Here is an 18,894-nt window from a genome sequence, read left to right as displayed (position 1 = left end):
CTTCCAACTCTCGGACGCAGGCCATGGGCTCGACGCCGAACGCCAGTCCCGCACCGCCGCCGCCGGCCGCCGAACGCGGATCGTGGCTGCGCCGCCATCGCGGCCTGCTGTTGACCCTGCTCGGCGTCGCCGCGCTGCTGGCGTTGGCGTGGTGGCTGGTGCACGGCCGCGCCGCCAACGAGCGCGGCAACCGTCGCCCGACCGCCACCGTCGGCATCGCCACCGCCGCTTCCGGCACGATTCCGATCACGCTCGAAGCATTGGGCACGGTGACGCCGCTGGCGACCGCGACGGTGCGCGCGCAGGTCGCGGGCAACATCGTCGACATCGCGTTCAAGGAAGGCCAGCAGGTCGCCAAGGGCGAGGTGCTGCTGCGGATCGACCCGCGCCCGTTCCAGCTCGCGCTGGATCAAGCGCGCGGCGCGCTGGCGCGCGATCAGGCGCAGTTGCAGGTGGCCCAGCTCACGCTCAAGCGCTACGCGCCGCTGGCCCACGACCAGACCATCGCGCAGCAGGATTACGACACCCAGGCCGCGACCGTGCGCCAGCTCACCGGCGTGGTCGCCACCGACCAAGCCGCGGTCGGCACCGCCCAGCTCAATCTCGACTACACCCAGGTGCGCGCGCCGATCGCCGGACGGGTCGGCCTGCGCGTGGTCGACCTCGGCAACTACGTGACCCCGGGCGATGCCGCCGGCGTGGCGGTGATCTCGGCGGTGACGCCGATCGATGTCGAGTTCACCGCGCCGCAGGACGAACTGCCGCGGATCCAGGCGCGGCTGGCGCATGGCGACCCGCCGGCGGTGACCGCGCTCGACCGCACCCGCACCCAGGTGCTCGGCCAGGGCCGGTTCCTGACCCTGGACAACGTCATCGACCCGGGCACCGGCACAGTCAAGGCCAAGGCGCGTTTCGACAACGCCGATGCGCGGCTGTTCCCAAGCCAGTTCGTCAACGTGCGCGTGCTGCTGGATAGCTTGAGCGATGCGATCACGGTGCCGGCGGCCGCGCTGCGCACCGGGCCGAACGGCGACTTCGTCTATGTCGTCGGCGCCGACCGCAAGGCGCAGCTGCGCAAGGTGACGCGCGGGCCGGCCGCGGGCGATACGGTGTCGGTGACGCAAGGGCTCAAGCTCGGCGAGCAGGTGGTGATCTCCGGCGGCGACCAGCTCAACGATGGCGCCGCGGTGCGCCTGCCGGGCGATGCCGGCGGGCCCGGCGCCGCGAACGGCGCAGGCGGCGCGAGCGGCGAGGGCAACGCGGCCGCGGGCGCAGGCGGCCACCACCGCGGCGGACGCGCGCAGGGCGCTACGGCCGGCGGCGACGGGCAGCGCAGCCGCGCGCCATGAATCCCTCGCGTCCCTTCATCCTGCGCCCGGTCGCGACCTCGCTGCTGATGGCGGCGATCGTGCTCGCGGGACTGGCCGGCTTCCGCCTGCTGCCGCTGTCGGCGCTGCCGGAAGTCGATTACCCGACCATCCAGGTGCAGACCGCCTATCCCGGCGCCAGCCCGGAGGTCATGGCGCACACCGTGACCGCGCCGCTGGAGCGCCAGTTCGGGCAGATGTCGGGCCTGCGCCGGATGAGTTCGACCAGCGCCGCCGGCGCCTCGGTCATCACCTTGCAGTTCGATCTCGACCAGACCCTGGACGTGGCCGAGCAGGAAGTGCAGGCGGCGATCAACGCCGGCGGCAACCTGCTGCCGGCCGATCTGCCGGCGCCGCCGGTCTACGCCAAGGTCAATCCGGCCGACGCGCCGGTGCTGACGCTGGCGGTGACCTCCGACACGCTGGCGCTGACCAAGGTGCAGGACTTGGTCAATACGCGCCTGGCCCAGGGCATCTCGCAGGTCGGCGGCGTCGGCCTGGTCTCGCTCAGCGGCGGCAACCGGCCGGCGGTGCGGATCCAGGCCGATCCGCAGTTGCTGGCCTCCTACGGCCTGGGCATCGACAGCCTGCGCACGGTCATCGCCAATGGCAACGCCAGCGGCGCCAAGGGCAGCTTCGACGGGCCCAGCCGGTCCTACGCCATCGACGCCAACGACCAGCTCACCAGCGCCGCGCAGTACAAGGAACTGATCGTGGCCTGGCGCGACGGCGCGCCGATCCGTTTGCGCGACGTGGCCAACGTCATCGAAAGCGCCGAGAACGTGCGCCTGGGCGCGTGGTCCGGGCTGACCCCGGCGATCATCGTCAACGTCCAGCGCCAGCCCGGCGCCAACGTCATCGCCACCGTCGATGCGATCAAGCAGCGCCTGCCGGACCTGCAGGCGGGCCTGCCGGCCGGGCTCAAGGTCGCGGTGCTCAGCGACCGCACCGCCGGCATCCGCGCCTCGGTGCGCGACGTCGAGTTCGAACTGGTGCTGGCGATCGCGCTGGTGGTGGCGGTGATCCTGGCGTTCCTGCGCAGCCTGGCGGCCACGGTGATCGCCAGCCTGGCGGTGCCGATCTCACTGATCGGCACCTTCGGCGCGATGTACCTGCTCGGCTTCAGCCTCGACAACCTCAGCCTGATGGCGCTGACCATCGCCACCGGCTTCGTGGTCGACGATGCGATCGTGATGATCGAGAACATCTCGCGCTACATCGAGCGCGGCGAGCCGCCGTTCCAGGCCGCGCTCAAGGGCGCGCGCCAGATCGGCTTCACCATCATCTCGCTGACCGTGTCGCTGATCGCGGTGCTGATCCCGCTGTTGTTCATGGGCGACGTGGTCGGGCGGCTGTTCCGCGAATTCGCGATCACCCTGGCCATCACCATCGTGATTTCGGCGGTGGTGTCGCTGACCCTCACGCCGATGCTGGCGGCGCGCTGGATCAAGCCGCAGGGCCACGACGAGCACGGCCCGCACGACGATTTCATCGCCCGCACCGTCGAGCGCTACGGCGTCGCCCTGGACTGGGTGCTGGCGCGGCAGGGCGCGACCTTGCTGGTGGCGGCGGCGACGCTGGCGCTGACGGTCGTGCTGTACGTCGTCATTCCCAAGGGCCTGTTTCCGGTCCAGGACACCGGCCAACTGCAGGCCGAGGTGCGCTACAACCGCGAGGTGTCCTACGCCGGCATGGCGCGCGCGCAGCAGGCGGTGGCCAAGGCGCTGCTGGCCGATCCGGACGTGGCCTCGCTGAGCTCCTACATCGGCGTGGACGGCGCCAACACCACGCTGCTGTCGGCCGGGCGCATGCTGATCAACCTCAAGGACCAACGCAGCGCGTCGCAGGAAGCCATCATGCAGCGCTTGCGCGAGCGCGCGCTGGCGGTGCCCGGCGCGAGCCTGTACGTGCAGCCGGTGCAGGACCTGACCATCGACGCGGAGACCGGGCCGACCCAGAACCGGTTCTCGATCCAGGGTTCCGATCAGGCCGCGGTCGACCGCACCGCCCAGGCGCTGGCGGCGAAACTGCGCGAACTGCCGCAGCTGCGCAACGTGATCACCGACGCCGGCGCCACCGGCGCCTCGGCGTATGTGGCGATCGACCGCGACAGCGCCGCGCGCATGAACATCAGCGCCTCGACCGTGGACGAAGCGCTGTACAGCGCGTTCGGCCAGCGCATCGTCTCGACGATCTTCGACGAGACTTCGCAATATCGGGTGATCCTGGAAGCCGCGCCGGGCCTGGCTGCGAGTCCGGCCGATCTCGGCCGCCTGCACCTGCCGACCGCGACCGCGCCGACGCCGCTGTCGGCGATCGCCACCATCGGCGAGCGCCCCGCGCCGCTGCAGGTCAACCACGTCGCCCAGTTCCCGGCCGCCACGGTCGGCTTCGACACCGCGCCGGGCGTGTCGCTGGGCACCGCGGTCGATGCGATCCGCGCCGCTGCGCAGCAAGCGCAGCTGCCGGCCGGAGTGAGCCTGTCCTTCCTCGGCGCCGCCAACGCCTACGAGGCCTCGCTGCAGAACGAGCTGTGGCTGATCCTGGCCGCGGTGGTGTGCGTGTACATCGTGCTCGGCGTGCTCTACGAGAGCTACATCCATCCGCTGACGATCCTGTCGACCCTGCCTTCGGCCGGCGTCGGCGCGCTGCTGGCGCTGATGCTGAGCGGCTCGGACCTGGGCGTGATCGGCATCATCGGCATCATCCTGCTGATCGGCATCGTCAAGAAGAACGCGATCATGATGATCGACTTCGCCATCGACGCCGAGCGCGAACAAGGCATGGAACCGCTGGCGGCGATCCGGCAGGCGGCGCTGCTGCGCTTCCGCCCGATCCTGATGACCACGCTGGCGGCCTTGTTCGCCGCGGTGCCGCTGATGCTGGGCTGGGGCGAAGGTTCGGAGCTGCGCCGGCCGCTGGGCATCGCGATCTTCGGCGGCCTGATCCTGAGCCAGATCCTGACCCTGTTCACTACGCCGGTGGTGTACCTGGCCTTCGACCGGCTCGGCCGCAAGCGCGGCGCAGCGCCCGCGGGGCCGACCGCAACGCTCGCGGAACCGGAACCGCGCGCATGAACCTGTCGGCGCCGTTCGTGCGCAAGCCCATCGGCACGGTGCTGCTGACCGTGGGCCTGGCGCTGAGCGGGGTGGCGGCGTTCTTCAGCCTGCCGGTGTCGCCGTTGCCGCAGGTGGATTTCCCGACCGTCTCGGTCAGCGCCAACCTGCCCGGCGCCAGCCCGGAGACGATGGCGGCGAACGTGGCCACGCCGCTGGAGCGGCGCCTGGGCACGATCAGCGACGTCACCGAGATGACCTCGCAAAGCTCGATCGGGCAGGCGCGGGTGACCTTGCAGTTCGACCTCAGCCGCAGCATCGACGGCGCCGCGCGCGACGTGATGGCGGCAATCAACGCCGCCCGCGGCGACCTGCCGGCCACGCTCAAGAGCAACCCGAGCTACCGCAAGGTCAACCCGGCCGACGCGCCGATCATGATCGTGGCGATGACCTCGCCCAGCCGCACGCCCGGGCAGATCTACGAAGCGGCGACCAACATCGTCCAGCAGACCTTGTCGCAGGTCGACGGCGTGGGCGATGTCGAGATCGGCGGCGGCTCGCTGCCGGCGGTGCGGGTGGAGATCAATCCCTATGCGCTCAACCGCTACGGCATCGGCCTGGAAGACGTGCGCGCGGCGATCTCGGCGGCCAACGCCAACCGGCCCAAGGGCGTGGTCGAAGACGGCGAGCGCGCGCTGCAGATCTACACCAACGACACCGGCCAGAGCGCGGCGGATTTCCGCGACCTGGTGGTGGCCTGGCGCGACAACGCCGCGGTGCGCCTGCACGATGTGGCGCGGGTCGTCGACAGCGTCGAGGACGTGCACACGATGGGCCTGTTCAACGGCCAGCCGGCGGTGGTGGCGGTGATCAGCCGCCAGCCCGGCGCCAACATCATCCGCACCGTCGACGGTGTGCGCGCGGCGCTGCCGACCCTGGCCAAGCAGTTGCCGGCCGACATCAAGCTGTCGATCGCCTCCGACCGCACCAACACCATCCGCGCCTCGCTCGACGAAGTCGGCGCCACCCTGGCCATCGCCCTGGTGCTGGTGATCCTGGTGGTCAGCGTGTTCCTGCGGAGCTGGCGCGCGACCTTGGTGCCGGGCGTGGCGGTCACCGTGTCGATCCTCGGCGCGGTCGCGGTGATGTACCTGCTCGGCTTCAGCCTCAACAACCTCAGCCTGATGGCGCTGACCATCGCCACCGGCTTCGTCGTCGACGACGCGATCGTGGTGGTGGAGAACACCAGCCGCCATCTGGAACGCGGCATGGAGCGCTTCCAGGCCGCGCTGCTGGGCGCGCGCGAAGTCGGTTTCACCGTGGTTTCGATCAGCTTGTCGTTGGTGGCGGTGTTCATCCCGCTGCTGTTCATGGGCGGCATCGTCGGCCGGCTGTTCCGCGAGTTCGCGGTGACCTTGTCGGCGGCGGTGCTGATCTCGCTGCTGGTGTCGCTGACCACCACGCCGATGATGTGCGCCTGGCTGCTGCGCCCGCATTCGCAGGAACGGCCGCCGGGCCGGATCGGCGCGTGGCTGGAGCGCGGCCTGGAGCGGCTACGCCAGACCTACGGCGCCAGCCTGCGCTGGGCGCTCGACCACGCCGCGCTGATGCTGGCCCTGCTGGCGCTGACCGTCGCACTCAACGCCTGGTTGTTCGTCAAGATTCCCAAGGGCTTCTTCCCCGAACAGGACACCGGCCAGATGACCGGCGGCCTGCGCGCGGACCAGAGCATTTCGTTCCAGGCCATGCAGGGCAAGCTGCAGGAGATCGTCGAGGTGGTGCGCCACGATCCGGCGGTGGCCACCGTGGTCGGCTTTACCGGCGGCTCGCGCGCCGGCGGCGGCTTCGTGTTCGTGACCCTCAAGCCCAAGCCGCAGCGCCGCGACAGCAGCGAGCAGGTGATCGCGCGGCTGCGGCCCAAGCTGATGCGCATCAGCGGCGCGACCTTGTTCCTCAACCCGGTGCAGGACGTGCGCCTGGGCGGGCGGCAGAGCAATTCGACGTATCAGTACACGCTCAAGAGCGACAGCAGCGACGACCTAAGGCGCTGGGCCGACCAGCTGACCGCGGCGATGAAGCAGCAGCCGGAACTGACCGACGTGGATTCCGACACCCAGCCGCACGGGGTGGAAAGCTACGTCACCATCGACCGCTCCAGCGCCTCGCGCCTGGGCATCGCCCCGGTCGATATCGACAACGCGCTCTACGATGCGTTCGGCCAGCGCCAGGTGTCGACCATCTACAAGAACCTCAACCAGTACCACGTGATCCAGGAGGTCGACCCGGTCTACGCACGCGACCCGTCCGCGCTCAACGACCTGTACGTGCCGGCCAAGGCGACGCCGGCCGTAGGCCAGGCCCAGTCGGGCCCGACCGCCTCGCCGGTGCGCGGCGCTTCGCAAGGCAGCGCGCTGACCCAGAGCCCGCGGCAGATGGTGCCGCTGGCGGCGATCGCGCGCTTCGCCGACGCGGCTGCGCCGACCTCGATCAACCATCAGGACGCGCAGCTGGCGACCACCATCTCGTTCAACCTCGCGCCGGACCGCTCGCTCAGCGACGCCCAGGACGCCATCGCCCGCGCGCAGGCGCAGATCGGCCTGCCGGCCAACGTGCACGGCAGTTTCCAGGGAACCGCCAAGGCGTTCCAGGACACGACCAAGAGCCAGCCGTTGCTGATCCTGGCGGCGATCGTGGCGATCTACATCGTGCTGGGCATCCTCTACGAAAGCCTGATCCATCCGCTGACCGTGCTGTCGACGCTGCCCTCGGCCGGGATCGGCGCGGTGCTGGCGCTGATGCTGCTGCGCATGGAGTTCTCGGTGATCGCGCTGATCGGGCTGGTGCTGCTGATCGGCATCGTCAAGAAGAACGCGATCTTGATCATCGACTTCGCCCTGGAGGCCGAGCGCTCGCGCGGCATCGGCGCGCGCGAGGCGATCTACGAGGCCTCGATGCTGCGCTTCCGGCCGATCCTGATGACCACCCTGGCCGCCGCCCTGGGCGCGCTGCCGCTGGCGATCGGCTTCGGCGAAGGCGCCGAACTGCGCCAGCCGTTGGGCGTGGCGATCATCGGCGGTCTGATGGCCAGCCAGGTGCTGACCTTGCTGACGACGCCGGTGGTGTACTACTACCTGGACAAGCTGCGTCGGCCGGGGAAGAACGAGGCGTGGCTGGCGCGGTCGGGTGGGGTCGGCGAGGGTGACGGCGAGCAGGCGCAGCCGGCCTGAACGTTGTGTCGTACTGCGTGCGTAGCGTTTGTCGCAGGCGTGGTGATTGACTCGCCTAGGCCATTCGTCCCGATCAACCGCGTCGCTGAATTTCCCGCGTCCCTCCAAGCCGTCATCCCCGCGAAGGCGGGGATCCAGAGACTTCAGCGTCATGCCTGGATTAAGCCCTGGATATTCGGCTCCGCCGAAGCAAACCGGAGCCCGCTTTCGCGGGAATGACGGTAGGTAGGTTTCGCCGCGTCTCTCTCAAGCCGTCATCCCCGCGAACGCGGGGATCCAGAGACTTCAGAGTCATGCCTGGATAAAGCCCTGGATCCCCGCGTTCGCGGGGATGACGGTTGGAGAGTTCGGCGTCCGTGCGCGATCTCGCGGCGACGGCGGCGGGAGCGTTCGGCGCCCGCGCACGATGCTTGTCGCAAGGCCTCAAGCCGCCACGCCCCGCTCACTGCACCAACTGCTCAGCGTCCACCGAAAACAACTGCCAGCGTTCCCCGAGCTTCTGGTACGACAACCCGGCATTGCGTGGTTCGCAGCCGCGGGTCGGGCCCTCGGCGGCGGGCAGGCAGAAATACACCTCGATTTCGGCGCCGTCGCTCCAGCCGTCGTGGAGCTCGATGCGTTCCAGCCGCGCCTTGGCCGGAATCGCGCCGGTCTGCTGCAAGGTGGCGAAGTCTTCGCGCACCTGGCGCTCGGGCACCGAGCTGGAGCAGGCGGCCAGCGTCGTCGCCAGCAGCGCGGCGAACACAAGCGGGAACGGGCGGCGCGGGGCGCGCAGAAGACGACGGTCCATGTCGGGGCGGGGCGGGCAGGCGGCCTCCTTGGCCGCGGGAGGTGGGATGATTCTCCACTGGCGATGCGAACGCAAGCACCAAAACCCACGGCCGGAACCCACACCCGTTCGCGTTTCACGGGCGCCGCCGCCGCGGCGCCGCAGCAACGACAGACAGGCAGGCGACGATCCACGCGTACGTGTCGCCGCTTCGCAACGCCAAGGCAATCGCAACCCCGCTGCTTCGCGCTTTGGACCACGCTGAAGCCGCTGATCCGAATCGGAGTTCGCACGTTCGTGCTCGCCCCGCGACCGGTGCGTTGCAGTCGGGGTTGATGACAAACGGCAGGGGACGCGGCCGCCGGCTTGGCCGAAGCTGCGGGCCTGGCTCGCGTCTTCGCCGAACCGCTCCCGCTCGCCCATCCCTCCGGCCCGGAATCGCCGCATGCTGCGCCGCCTGTTCGCGTCCGCTCTCGTCCTCGCCGCCTTCGCCTGCGGCGCCGCCTCCGCCGCGCCCGCGGACACGCTCGATCTGGCCGTGCCGCAAGCGCCCGCGCCGATCGCGGTCGAAGGCCACGAGCGCTTGCTGTACGAACTGCACCTCACCAACTTCGGCGCGGCGCCGCTGCGCCTGGACGGGCTCAGCGTGCTCGACGCCGACAGCGGCGCGGCGCTGGCGGCCTGGCGCGGCGAGGCCTTGGCCGCGCGCGGCCGGGTGATCGGCGCGCAGAATGCGGCGCTGGACGGCGCGCTGCAGCCGGGCGAGCGCGCGGTGCTGTACCTGGAACTGGATCTGCCTGCGGCGATGCCGCGCGCGCTGCGGCACAAGGTCGAATTCTCCGTGCCCGGCGCCGAGCCGGGGCAGGTCGAGGGCGCGCAACTGGTTCCGCGCCCGGCGCCGACGCTGCAACTGGCGCCGCCGTTGCGCGGCGGCCCGTGGGCGGCGATCTACGCGCCGCAGTGGCCGCGCGGGCATCGGCGGGTGTTCTACACCCTCGACGGCCGCGCGCGCCTGCCCGGGCGCTACGCCATCGACTTCGTCCGCGTCGACGCGCAAGGCCGCACCACCCGCGGCGACGCCGACATCGCCGCCAACGCGCTGGGCTACGGCGAGCCGGTGCTGGCGGTGGCCGACGGCACCATCGCCGCGGCGCGCGACGGCATCGCCGAGAACGAGCGGGTGTCGCAGCAGACCCGCAACGATTTCGACCGCGCTGCCGGCAACTACGTGTCGCTGGCGCTCGGCGACGGCCGTTACGCGGTGTACGAGCACCTGCGGCCGGGCAGCGTGAAAGTGAAGCCGGGCCAGCGCGTGCGCCGCGGCCAGCCGATCGGCGAACTCGGCTTCACCGGCGATTCGACCGGGCCGCACCTGCATTTCCACGTCGCCGACGCAGCGGTGCCGCTGCTCGGCGAAGGAGTGGGCTACGGCTTTGACGGCTTCCGCTTGCTCGGCTATTACCCTGGCGCGAAAGGGCTGGGCGAACGGCGGTGGCAGCCGCGCGCCGACGGGGTCGCTGCCGAGCGCCGCAACGAATTGCCCGAGGCCAGTTCGGTGATCGAATTTCCGCGTTGAGCGGACTGCCGCATCTATCCGATCTGCGTCAGTAGCGGAACCCGAGGACGCCACTTCGCTGAAACGGGCCCGCGCGCTGAAGCGCCTGCTACGGATCGCAGTGGTCTGAGCCTGTTGCGCAGGGACGATTGAATTCGGTGCGCGACCGCGAAACCGCGCCGCGCCCAACCGAGCGCGGACAGCGGCGACGAACTCAGGCCAGAACAGCCTCCGCCTCGCGCGCCGCCGCGCTGCCGGGCACCGGCAAGCGTCCGGCCAGCAGCTCGCGCCCGCGCTGCCCCGGCGCCATGACGATGCCCGAGCACACCAGGAAGAAGCGCTCCAGCGCCATCGACACCACGTTGACCACGCAGAAGCATCCGGGTTCTTCGTGGTTGATCGCGTAATGCAGGTCGATGCCGCGCGCGCGCAGACGCGCGACCAATTGCGGCAGCAACTCGGCCGGCGGCATCGGCGCCGGCGCCGGGTAGTCCCAGCGGCCGCGGCGCAGGCGCGCGCGGTCGATCGCGAACACCGCGCAGTCGCGCAGCTTCGGATACGCGGACAAGGCGTCGAGCACCGCCTGCGGGTAGCCGCTCAGCCGCGGCTGCAGCCGCGGCAGTTCCAGCGTCTGCACCAGTTCGGTGATCGCGCGGGTGGCGGCGTGTTCGGGATACAGCGAGGCGCCGTAGCCGCACGGGTGCAGCAGCTCGCCGTCGTGCAGGTCGGCGGCGGTGGCGATGAAGCAGGGCACGCCGAGGTCGCTGCGCGCGTCGATCAGCAGGATCTCGCGCTGCAATTGCGCGCTGGCGTCGCTCAGGCGCCGGGCCAGCGGCGCGGGCAGGTCGTCCGGCGCCAGGCGGTAGCCGTGGGCGGCCGGGTCGCCGAGGTAATGCGCGGCCAGGAACAGCGACCAGGCATCGCGCTCGATCAATTCGCCGATCGCGTGCACCGCGGCTTCTTCCAGGCTGCTGCCGATCGCGGTGCCGTTGTTGGAACCAAAGCGCAGCGCGGCGGCGTAATCGAAGTCGTCCTGCGGCGGACGCCAGTCGAGGTAGGTGGGGTAGGACAGGAACAGCGGCAGCGTCGCTTCCGGTTCGCGCGGGTCGAAGGAGCGATACGTGCGGCAGGCGAGCTTGCGCTCGGGTTGTTGGACGAACGCGGCGCGGAACGGCAGCGCGGCCAGCAGCGGATCGGCCAGGCAATCGGCGCCGCTGCGCAGGCTCAGTTCGGCGTCGGCGGGCGCCTTGCCGGTGAACAAATGCTCGACCGCTTCGAACAGCGCGCCGACCCGCGCCGGCTCGGCTTCGCCCTTGCCGAAGCCGTTGCCGAGCTGGCGCCCGTCGGCCTCGTCGTAGAGCGTGCAGATGGTCGCCGCGAACGGCGCGCCGGCGCGCTGCAGTTCGGCGCGCCAGCCTTGCGCATCGAGAAAGCCGCGCAGCGCGCGTTCGGCCTGCTCGAGGCTGCGTTCTCGTTCCAGAGGAATCATGCGGAGCGCTCTCCCTTGCGCTGGATGCGGCGCGCCGCGGCGCCGCGGATGCGGCGGCACGGAGGCGGGCTCCGTGCCGTCGCCGCGCCGGCAGACACCGGACGCGCTTGTGGCGCCCTTACTTGGCGTGCGCTTCCAGGAAGTCCAGTTCGTCGGAAGTCACTTCCGGCTGGACGTCATGGGCTTCCAGGGTCGACAGCGGTTCGATCAGACGCGGGCCGCTCTTGATGATCAGCGGCATATCGATTGCCTTCTTCATATAGTCCCTCATATGGTTAGTCGTGCGATGGCGCAGCGTACCGACGCGGGCCTGCGCCCTCCCGGCGGCTGCCGTTCCTCTATAGCAAAGCCGCCCGGCGGCGTGCGGCGAATTGTTTGAATTTGTGATGCAGCGACCAAGCGCGTGAACGCGGCGCGCATTCAGCCGCGCTGTGGTTGCGATGTCAGTCGCGGCGCCGGCCGAACGCGGCGTAGGCCAGCACCCCGGTCAGCACGCACAGGCCCAGCACCACCGCCCAGAACCCGTGCGGGTTCTCGGCCAGCGGCATGCCGCCGACGTTCATGCCGAACAGGCCGGCGACCAGGTTGATCGGCAAGGCCACCACGGTGACCACGGTCAGCACGAACAAGGTCCGCCCGGTCTGCTCGTTGACCAGCGCCGCCAGTTCTTCCTGGATCAGCTTGACCCGTTCCACCAGCGCCACCGAATCGCCGATCGCGGTGGAGAACTCCTCGGCGGCCTGTTGCAGCTCGCCGATGTCGTCGCGGCCGATCCACTCGGGCGGCCGGCTGAGCAGGCGGAACAGCGCGGTCGGCTCGGGCGCCAGCAGCCGCTGCAGGCGCACCAGGCTGCGGCGCAGCGAGCCCAGTTGGGTGCGGTCGCTGGCGATGCGGTTGTCGAGCAGGCGGTCCTCGATGCGGTCGACCTGCTGGGTGCACTTGCGCAGGATCTCGCCGAGCACGCTGGCCTGGTCGCGCAGCAAATGCGCGAGCAGCTCCACCGGCGAGCGGAACAGCTGGCCCGAGCGCACCGCCGCGCGCAGCTGGTCGACCGAGCGCAGCGGCCGCAGGCGCGCGCTGACCAGCAGGCGCGGGCCGATGCACAAGGTGGTGGTGCCGACTTCGGAGGCGTCGAAGCTGGAGTCGAACAGCACGTCGTGGACGACCGCGATCAGGGCGTTGTCGTCCAGCTCGAGCCGGGTCGAGCCGACTTCGCTGCGCAGGCTGTCGTAGAACGCGTCGGGCATCAGCAGGGCGCGGCGCAGGTAGCGCTCGCTGCCGGTGTTGGACAGCGAGAAGTGCAGCCACAGGAACCCGCCGCCGTCGCCGTCGGCGGGCGCCGACAGGAAGGCGGCGACCGCGTCGGTGCTGATCGGTTGCGCCGGCTGGCCGGGGACGAAGCGGTAGCCCCAGATCAGGCCGTCTTCGTTGGAACCGTAGCTGGCGTCGGCGATGCGCATCGGAGCGGCGATCCGGATGAAGCGGAGAACAGGGCGCCTACGCTAGCTCAAAGGCGCGACCGCGTCATGGCGGCGCCGGCGGCCGCGCGCTCAGCAGCGGCCGTCGCTGGAATAGCTGCTGCCCTGCTTGCGTACGCGCAGGCCGTTGACGCAGCGGAACTCGACCGGCTCCGGCGCCGGTGGGGGCGTCGCGGCGGTGGCGCCGGCGGGTGCGGCCGGGGCGGACACGGCCGCCGCTGCGGTCGCGCTGGCGACGGGCGCGGGCAGGTCGGCGCCGCCGCGCAGGAAGTACAGCAGCGCCAACGCCGCGGCGGTCAGCGCCAGGGCCAGGCTGACGATCACGCTGGGGCTGAGCAGGGCGCGCAGGCCGGGCGAGTCCAGGGCCGATTCGCGGCGGGCTTCCATGCGGCGCTTCCGTGGGGATGACGGCCGAGCATACTCCCGGTGCGGGCGCGGCGGCATCGTCCGTACGGACCCCGGAATGGCAGGCGTCGGGCCGCTTTCGGGCGCGCGCTGTGGGCGCTGGCGTCGGCCGCGGACCGGCGCCGCCGGCCCGCGCGGCGCTCAGCGCGCCGGATCGGTCGCCGCCGGCTTCGGCTTGCGCCAGCGCAGCACGAGGGTGGCGAGCACGCCGGCGACCATGCCCCAGAACACCGAGCCGACCTGGAACACGGTGAAGCCCGAGGCGGTGACCAGGAAGGTGATCAGCGCCGGCTCGCGTTCCTGCGGATCGTGCAGCGCCGAGGCCAGGCCGTTGCCGATGGTGGCGAGCAGGGCGATGCCGGCGATGGCCATCACCAGCGCCTGCGGAAACGCCGCGAACGCGGCCGCCACCGTGGCGCCGAACACGCCGGTGAGCAGGTAGAACGCGCCGGCGGCGACCGCGGCCATGTAGCGCTTGCGCGGGTCTTCGTGGGCGTCCTCGCCCATGCAGATCGCCGCGGTGATCGCCGCCAGGCTCAGCGAGAACGCGCCGAACGGCGCCAGCAGCAAGGTCGCCACGCCGGTCCAGCCGACCAGCGGCGAGGCCGGCACCTCGCGGTAGCCGTGCGCGCGCAGGATCGCGATGCCGGGCACGTTCTGCGAGGCCATCGTCACCACGAACAGCGGGATCGCCACGCCGACGGTGGCGGCCAGCGAGAACTGCGGCGTGGTCCACACCGGCATCGCCACCGCCAGTTCGAGCTTCTCCAGGTGCAGCCCGCCCTGCGCGCCGGCCACGCCGACGCCGACGGCCAGCGCGACCAGCACCGCGTAGCGCGGCAGCCAGCGCCGCGCCAGCAGGAAGCTCAGCAGCATCGCGAACACCAGGGCGAAGTGGCTCTGCATCGAGACGAACACGTCCAGGCCGAAGCGCAGCAGCACGCCGGCGAGCATGCCCGCGGCCAGGCTCGCCGGTAGCCGCGCCAGCGCGCGTTCGAGCCAGCCGCTGAAGCCCAGCGCGACGGTCAGCGCGGCGCTGATCACGAACGCGCCGATCGCCTGCGCCAGCGGCAGGCCGGCCGCGGCGGTGATCAGCATCGCCGCGCCGGGCGTCGACCACGCCGTCACCACCGGCACCTTGTAGCGCAGCGACAGGCCGATGCAGGTCGCGCCCATCCCTAGGCCCAGCGCCCACATCCACGAGGCGATTTCGGCCTGGTCGGCGCCGCTGGCGCGGGCCGCGGAGAACACGATCGCGGCCGAACTGGTGAAGCCGACCAAGACAGCGACGAAGCCGGCAACGACGGCGGATAAGGACAGATCGCGCAAGGAGGGCATGCGGGCGAGGGGCGGGGCGAAACCCCGATCATGCGGCATCGGCCGTGCGGCCGGCTGTGCGCGGCGAGGGATTTTCGGCGCGCGGCGGCTTGCGCGCGGGCGCTGCGGCGCGGACGCACGCTCGGGTCGAGCGTACCCGGCAGCCGCGACCGCAGGCGGGTAGGCCCGAGCTGCGCGCGCGGCCCGACGCCTTCGGTTTGGCCTGTGCCCCCGCCTTTGAACGTTGTTGCAGGCATTGCATAGCGAGCGGGACGGATCATGGGCATCGAACAACAGCGCTTGAGCGGCGGCGGCTACGTGAACCTGGCCACCTGGGACGATCTGCGCCCGACCGCGCACGGCCCGGAACTGCAGGCGCGCGCCTGGAACCCCAACGCCAGCCGCACCGGCCTGGCGTTCTACGATTCCACCGTGCACTACATGCGCAACGACTGGGCCCGCGAGCATATGGACGTGGTGCCGGTCAGGCTCGGCGAGAGCGACGTGCTGCTGTTCCGCAACCGCGAGTCCGACACCTGGCATACCGCCGAGGCGCTGGACATCGACCACGTGCAGCCGTGGAAGCAGCACCTGACCGACCTGGGCGCGCGCAGCCAGGCCGACGCGCACATCGGCTACAACGACGTCGGCAACCTGCGCGCGCTGCCCAGCGCGATCAACCGCGGCCGCACCGCGGCCGAGCGCGCGCTCGAGCAAGGCGTCGGCTCGGACGCGTGGAGGGACTGGTCGGACCGTCACTTCCGTTTCGATCCCGATGCCGAGCACGCGCCGTTCGACCCGGTCCGCGACGCCGCCCGCCGCACCACCACGCGCTTCCAGGACTGGGCCTTGGAAGACGGACGCTCGGCGCTGAGCTTCGACACCCGGGTCGAGGGCAAGTGGTTCGAGCACCAGCTCTCGCAGCAGTACCGCGGCACCGTTTCGATGGACGCCGACCCGGACTACCACCGTGAGATCCCGCTGTTCGAGTGCCCGGTGACCCGGCAACTGGTCACCCGCGACGCCTTCGACATCGACCACATCCGTCCGTTCGAAGACGTCGCCCGGGCGACGCTGGAAGCGCGCGGCGGCGTCATCACCAAGGCCGAGGCGCTGGACCTGTACAACGACACGAGCAACCTGCGCCTGGTCAGCCGCGCCGCCAACTGCTCGCACGAGTGGGAGCTGGACATCCACGGCGAGTACCTCGACCGCGGCGACCGCGAACACGAGGAGCCGGAGAACGAGCTCGACCGCGCCTTCGTCGAGATCGGCCCGGAATCGCTGGAGGAGCGTCAGGCGATGGACGATCTGCACGTCTGGCTCGACCGCCACCCGCAACCGCAGCCGGTGCAGGACGACGACGAGCCGGTGCAGGTGCTGCAACCGCGCTATGCGCTGGGCAATCCGCGCAACCCGGACACGCCGCTGTACAACGCCGCTTATGCCGAGGTCGCCGGCCACAACCGCCAGCACGGCCTGGGATTGAGCGCGGACGAAACCGCCAACGTCGCCGCCGCGCTGACCCTGGCGGTGCGCAACGAAGGTTGGGCCGAGACCAGCGGGGTGGCCTACAACCCGCAGCAGCGCGCCTTCTACGCCTACACCGGCCAGCCCGACGCCTGGGTGTACACCGAGGTGGGCCTGCAGCAGGGGCGCGCGCAGCCGGCCAACGACAGCGGCCGGGAATTGCACCAGTTGCGGCACGACCCGCAGCAGGCGCAGCCCGGCGCGCAGGCGATGGACGTGCAGCAGCGCGATGGGCGGCCGATGGCGATGTAAGCGGTGGGCGCGGCCGCGCTGCGGTCGCTAACGCCGCGGTCGCTAAAGATTCCGACAGCGCGGTCGTGGCCGCGGCGGTGTACTGACGGCTCCTTCGCCAGACGCCGCCGCCATGTCCGTTTCCTACCCGCCGCGCCCCCGCCGCATCGCGCTGGCCGCTCCGCTCGCGCTCGCCGCCGCGCTGGCCGTCGCGCCGACGCCGGCGCGGGCTTCCGATCACCTGGATTCGCCCAGTGTCATCGCCGACCCGCGCGCCGACATCGGCGATCTTTACGCGTGGATGCAGCCCGACGGCCGCCGCTTGAACCTCGCGATGACCGTAGTCGGCCACAGCTTCTCCGACCGCCTGCGCTATGTGTTCCGGATCGACAGCGCGCACCGCTTCGGCGGCGCCGAGCGCAGCCTGGAGATCGTTTGCCGTTTCCCTGCCGCCGAACGCGCGGAGTGCGTCGCCGACGGTGTCGATGCCGCGCGCGGCGACGCCCGCGGCGAGGACGGGCTGTGGGGCGAAAAGCGCCGCCTGCGCGTGTTCGCCGGGCTGCGCGACGACCCGTTCTACAACAACGTGCGCGGCACCCGCGCCGCCTACAACGTCGCCGACGCCGCGCTGCGTTCGGGCGCACCGCGCGATGCGAGCGGTTGCGCCCGCCTCGACGCGGACACCGTGCGCGCCATCGCCGAGCAGTGGCGCCACACCGACGGCGGCGCGGCGAGCAACCTGCTCGCCGGCTGGACGCCGGCGGCGCTGGTGGTGCAGATCGATCTGAAAGCCGCCGACCGCGGCGGCCCGCTGCTGGCGGTGTGGGCGGCGACCGAATCCTCCGAACGCCGCATCGACCGCGCCGGCCGGGTGCTGACCGGTAACGCTTTGCTCGGCACGCTCGACGGCGAGGAAATCAGCGACCGGCTCAAGGAGCGCTACAACGCCATCGCGCCGGCGCAGGGCGGCGAGTTCGTTCCCGAAATCGAAAAGGGCCTAGCGCTGTACGACGGCTTCGACGGCCGTTGCGGCAATTCGCTGCTGGCCGCGCCGGGTGCGCAGCGCTATCGCGCGCTGGCGCAGTTGCTGGCCGACGACCGTTTGTGGATCGACAGCCGGCGCCGGCGCTGCGAGCAGCCGTTCGCAGTTGAACTGGCCCAGGCCGCTGGCCGCCGCGCCTATCGCCGCGACTGCGGCGGGCGCACGCCGTTGCAGGCGGCGATCAACGTCTATCGCTCGCTGCTGGTCGACGGGCGCACCGACAGCGTCAGCGACGGTTTGCTGCGCGACGAGAAGACGCCGTCGGTGTCGCGGTTTCCGTTCCTGGTGCCAGCCGAGCGGGAGTACCGGCCGTGAGCGTCGCGCGTCGCTGCGCGTTCTTGCGTGCGCGGATCGCTACGCGCGCGGTCGTCGCTTCGGCGCTGTGCCTGTACGCCGGCGCGGCCGCCGCGCACTCGGGCGGCGGGCCGGGCGCCGGATTCGCGGCCGGCTTCGCCCATCCGTTCGGCGGCGGCGATCATCTGCTGGCGATGGTCTGCGTCGGCGCCTGGGGCGCGCAGTTGGGATCGCCGTTGCGTCTGGCGCTGCCGACCACCTTCCCGCTGATGATGGTCGCCGGCGCGGCGCTGGCGCTGTGGGGCCTGCCGTTGCCGGCGGTGGAGGGCGGGGTGGCCTTGTCGGTGTTCGCCCTGGGCGCGTGCATCGCCTGGCGCTGGCGCGCGCCGGTGTGGGCGGCGTGCGCGCTGGTGGCGGGCTTCGCGCTGCTGCACGGCTATGCGCACGGCCGCGAGCTGCCGGTCGCGGCCGATCCGGCCGGCTACAGCCTGGGCTTCGTGCTCGCCACTGGCTTGCTGCATGTGTTCGGCATCGGCTTGGGCGAACTCGGCCTGCGCGCCAGTCCCGTTGCGTTGCGTGGGTTCGGCGCGGCGGTGGCGGCGGTCGGCGTCGCATTCGTGGTTTCGGCGCTGCGCGCATGAGCGGCGCGGTGTGGGCGCCGGCGGTGTTGTGCGCGGCGCTGGGCTTGCTGTTGGGGTTGGTGCCGGCGCGTGTCGGCTGGTATGCGGCGATGGCGTTCGCTGCGGCCTGGGCGTTGGTCGCAGGTTGTGGCGCGGCGACGGCTGTGTTGGCTTCGACGCGGTATCCGACCCTGGCGTGCTGGATCGTCGCGGCGGCGGTCGCAGGCGCGCTGTACGCGCCGCCGGCTGTGCGCGAGTGCGCGACGTGGATGCTCGCCTGCGCGGCCGGCGTCTGCGTGGCGTGGGCGAGCTTAGCGCCGGCCGCGTCCGCGCCTTCGCCGTGGTCGCCGGTTTGCCTCGCGCTGGCGTTGCCGGCGCACTGGTTGGCCGCGCGCGGCGGCGGCATCGCGGTCCGCATCGGCGGCGCGTGGCTGCTGGCGGTGGCGCTGCTGATGCTGGTTTCGACCGGGTCGCCGGCCTTGCCCGGCAATCTTCCCGATCATCTGGAATAGGA

At 71.3% G+C, this 18,894-nt stretch carries 14 protein-coding genes; 8 read left to right on the top strand and 6 right to left on the bottom strand.

Annotated elements, in window-relative coordinates:
- Positions 1 to 23 precede the first annotated feature (23 nt).
- Genes BLU84_RS14815 through BLU84_RS14805 form a run of 3 tightly spaced genes read left to right on the top strand, consistent with a single transcriptional unit; the run spans position 24 to position 7,650 of the window.
- Entirely contained in the window at positions 24 to 1,349 is a 1,326-nt protein-coding gene (locus BLU84_RS14815) for an efflux RND transporter periplasmic adaptor subunit (RefSeq protein ID WP_074868599.1), read from the top strand.
- Positions 1,346 to 4,444 carry an efflux RND transporter permease subunit gene (locus BLU84_RS14810; RefSeq protein WP_074868596.1) on the top strand — a complete coding sequence of 1,033 codons (3,099 nt, stop codon included), beginning with the start codon at positions 1,346 to 1,348 and terminating at the stop codon, positions 4,442 to 4,444. The genes BLU84_RS14815 and BLU84_RS14810 overlap by 4 nt, the downstream gene beginning before the upstream one ends.
- Complete coding sequence (locus BLU84_RS14805; RefSeq protein WP_074868594.1) at positions 4,441 to 7,650, top strand: efflux RND transporter permease subunit; 3,210 nt, start codon at positions 4,441 to 4,443, stop codon at positions 7,648 to 7,650. The genes BLU84_RS14810 and BLU84_RS14805 overlap by 4 nt, the downstream gene beginning before the upstream one ends.
- Positions 7,651 to 8,092: 442 nt before the next feature.
- Here BLU84_RS14805 and BLU84_RS14800 read toward each other — a convergent pair whose 3' ends face one another.
- Positions 8,093 to 8,440: a hypothetical protein gene (locus tag BLU84_RS14800; RefSeq protein WP_139175015.1), complete on the bottom strand. Its 348-nt coding sequence runs from the start codon at positions 8,438 to 8,440 to the stop codon at positions 8,093 to 8,095.
- Between the two features lie 424 nt (positions 8,441 to 8,864).
- Between BLU84_RS14800 and BLU84_RS14795 the strand changes: the two genes are divergently transcribed.
- Positions 8,865 to 9,995, top strand: coding sequence for a M23 family metallopeptidase (locus tag BLU84_RS14795; protein WP_074868587.1), 1,131 nt, complete (start codon positions 8,865 to 8,867; stop codon positions 9,993 to 9,995).
- Positions 9,996 to 10,188: 193 nt separating this feature from the next.
- On the opposite strand, the gene BLU84_RS14790 is transcribed toward BLU84_RS14795, so the two are convergent.
- From BLU84_RS14790 to BLU84_RS14775, 5 genes are all read right to left on the bottom strand, one after another.
- Entirely contained in the window at positions 10,189 to 11,463 is a 1,275-nt protein-coding gene (locus BLU84_RS14790) for a YcaO-like family protein (RefSeq protein WP_074868582.1), read from the bottom strand.
- Between the two features lie 118 nt (positions 11,464 to 11,581).
- The gene (locus BLU84_RS27220; RefSeq protein ID WP_170849174.1) at positions 11,582 to 11,722 is read right to left on the bottom strand and encodes a hypothetical protein; all 141 of its coding nucleotides are present in this window, start codon (positions 11,720 to 11,722) and stop codon (positions 11,582 to 11,584) included.
- 184 nt (positions 11,723 to 11,906) lie between these two features.
- Positions 11,907 to 12,923 (bottom strand): transporter, encoded by a 1,017-nt coding sequence (locus tag BLU84_RS14785; protein WP_074868579.1) that lies wholly within the window; start codon positions 12,921 to 12,923, stop codon positions 11,907 to 11,909.
- A 90-nt stretch (positions 12,924 to 13,013) separates the two neighbouring features.
- A complete protein-coding gene (locus tag BLU84_RS14780; RefSeq protein ID WP_074868576.1) occupies positions 13,014 to 13,328 on the bottom strand; it encodes a hypothetical protein in 315 nt (104 codons plus the stop codon).
- A gap of 159 nt (positions 13,329 to 13,487) precedes the next feature.
- A complete protein-coding gene (locus BLU84_RS14775; RefSeq protein ID WP_083382613.1) occupies positions 13,488 to 14,684 on the bottom strand; it encodes a benzoate/H(+) symporter BenE family transporter in 1,197 nt (398 codons plus the stop codon).
- Positions 14,685 to 14,942: 258 nt separating this feature from the next.
- On the opposite strand from BLU84_RS14775, the gene BLU84_RS14770 reads away from it, so the two are divergent.
- From BLU84_RS14770 to BLU84_RS26580, 4 genes are all read left to right on the top strand, one after another.
- Complete coding sequence (locus BLU84_RS14770; RefSeq protein ID WP_074868571.1) at positions 14,943 to 16,445, top strand: GH-E family nuclease; 1,503 nt, start codon at positions 14,943 to 14,945, stop codon at positions 16,443 to 16,445.
- Between the two features lie 112 nt (positions 16,446 to 16,557).
- Entirely contained in the window at positions 16,558 to 17,781 is a 1,224-nt protein-coding gene (locus BLU84_RS14765) for a hypothetical protein (RefSeq protein WP_074868569.1), read from the top strand.
- Complete coding sequence (locus BLU84_RS14760; protein ID WP_211664546.1) at positions 17,778 to 18,401, top strand: HupE/UreJ family protein; 624 nt, start codon at positions 17,778 to 17,780, stop codon at positions 18,399 to 18,401. The genes BLU84_RS14765 and BLU84_RS14760 overlap by 4 nt, the downstream gene beginning before the upstream one ends.
- The gene (locus tag BLU84_RS26580; protein WP_074868566.1) at positions 18,398 to 18,892 is read left to right on the top strand and encodes a hypothetical protein; all 495 of its coding nucleotides are present in this window, start codon (positions 18,398 to 18,400) and stop codon (positions 18,890 to 18,892) included. The genes BLU84_RS14760 and BLU84_RS26580 overlap by 4 nt, the downstream gene beginning before the upstream one ends.
- Positions 18,893 to 18,894 lie beyond the last annotated feature (2 nt).

Origin of the sequence: Lysobacter enzymogenes (assembly GCF_900106525.1) — a bacterium.
GTDB classification, from domain to species: Bacteria; Pseudomonadota; Gammaproteobacteria; order Xanthomonadales; family Xanthomonadaceae; genus Lysobacter; species Lysobacter enzymogenes.
Note: the sequence above shows the minus strand (reverse complement) of the source record. Positions and strands in the feature narration are given on the sequence as shown.

Coding starts and splice junctions, on each gene's coding strand:
- BLU84_RS14765 (WP_074868569.1), top strand. CDS start 16,558: ATGTCCGTTTCCTACCCGCCGCGCCCCCGCCGCATCGCGCTGGCCGCT.
- BLU84_RS27220 (WP_170849174.1), bottom strand. CDS start 11,722: ATGAAGAAGGCAATCGATATGCCGCTGATCATCAAGAGCGGCCCGCGT.
- BLU84_RS14790 (WP_074868582.1), bottom strand. CDS start 11,463: ATGATTCCTCTGGAACGAGAACGCAGCCTCGAGCAGGCCGAACGCGCG.
- BLU84_RS14785 (WP_074868579.1), bottom strand. CDS start 12,923: ATGCGCATCGCCGACGCCAGCTACGGTTCCAACGAAGACGGCCTGATC.
- BLU84_RS14810 (WP_074868596.1), top strand. CDS start 1,346: ATGAATCCCTCGCGTCCCTTCATCCTGCGCCCGGTCGCGACCTCGCTG.
- BLU84_RS14815 (WP_074868599.1), top strand. CDS start 24: ATGGGCTCGACGCCGAACGCCAGTCCCGCACCGCCGCCGCCGGCCGCC.
- BLU84_RS14780 (WP_074868576.1), bottom strand. CDS start 13,328: ATGGAAGCCCGCCGCGAATCGGCCCTGGACTCGCCCGGCCTGCGCGCC.
- BLU84_RS26580 (WP_074868566.1), top strand. CDS start 18,398: ATGAGCGGCGCGGTGTGGGCGCCGGCGGTGTTGTGCGCGGCGCTGGGC.
- BLU84_RS14805 (WP_074868594.1), top strand. CDS start 4,441: ATGAACCTGTCGGCGCCGTTCGTGCGCAAGCCCATCGGCACGGTGCTG.
- BLU84_RS14800 (WP_139175015.1), bottom strand. CDS start 8,440: ATGGACCGTCGTCTTCTGCGCGCCCCGCGCCGCCCGTTCCCGCTTGTG.
- BLU84_RS14775 (WP_083382613.1), bottom strand. CDS start 14,684: ATGCCCTCCTTGCGCGATCTGTCCTTATCCGCCGTCGTTGCCGGCTTC.
- BLU84_RS14770 (WP_074868571.1), top strand. CDS start 14,943: ATGGGCATCGAACAACAGCGCTTGAGCGGCGGCGGCTACGTGAACCTG.
- BLU84_RS14795 (WP_074868587.1), top strand. CDS start 8,865: ATGCTGCGCCGCCTGTTCGCGTCCGCTCTCGTCCTCGCCGCCTTCGCC.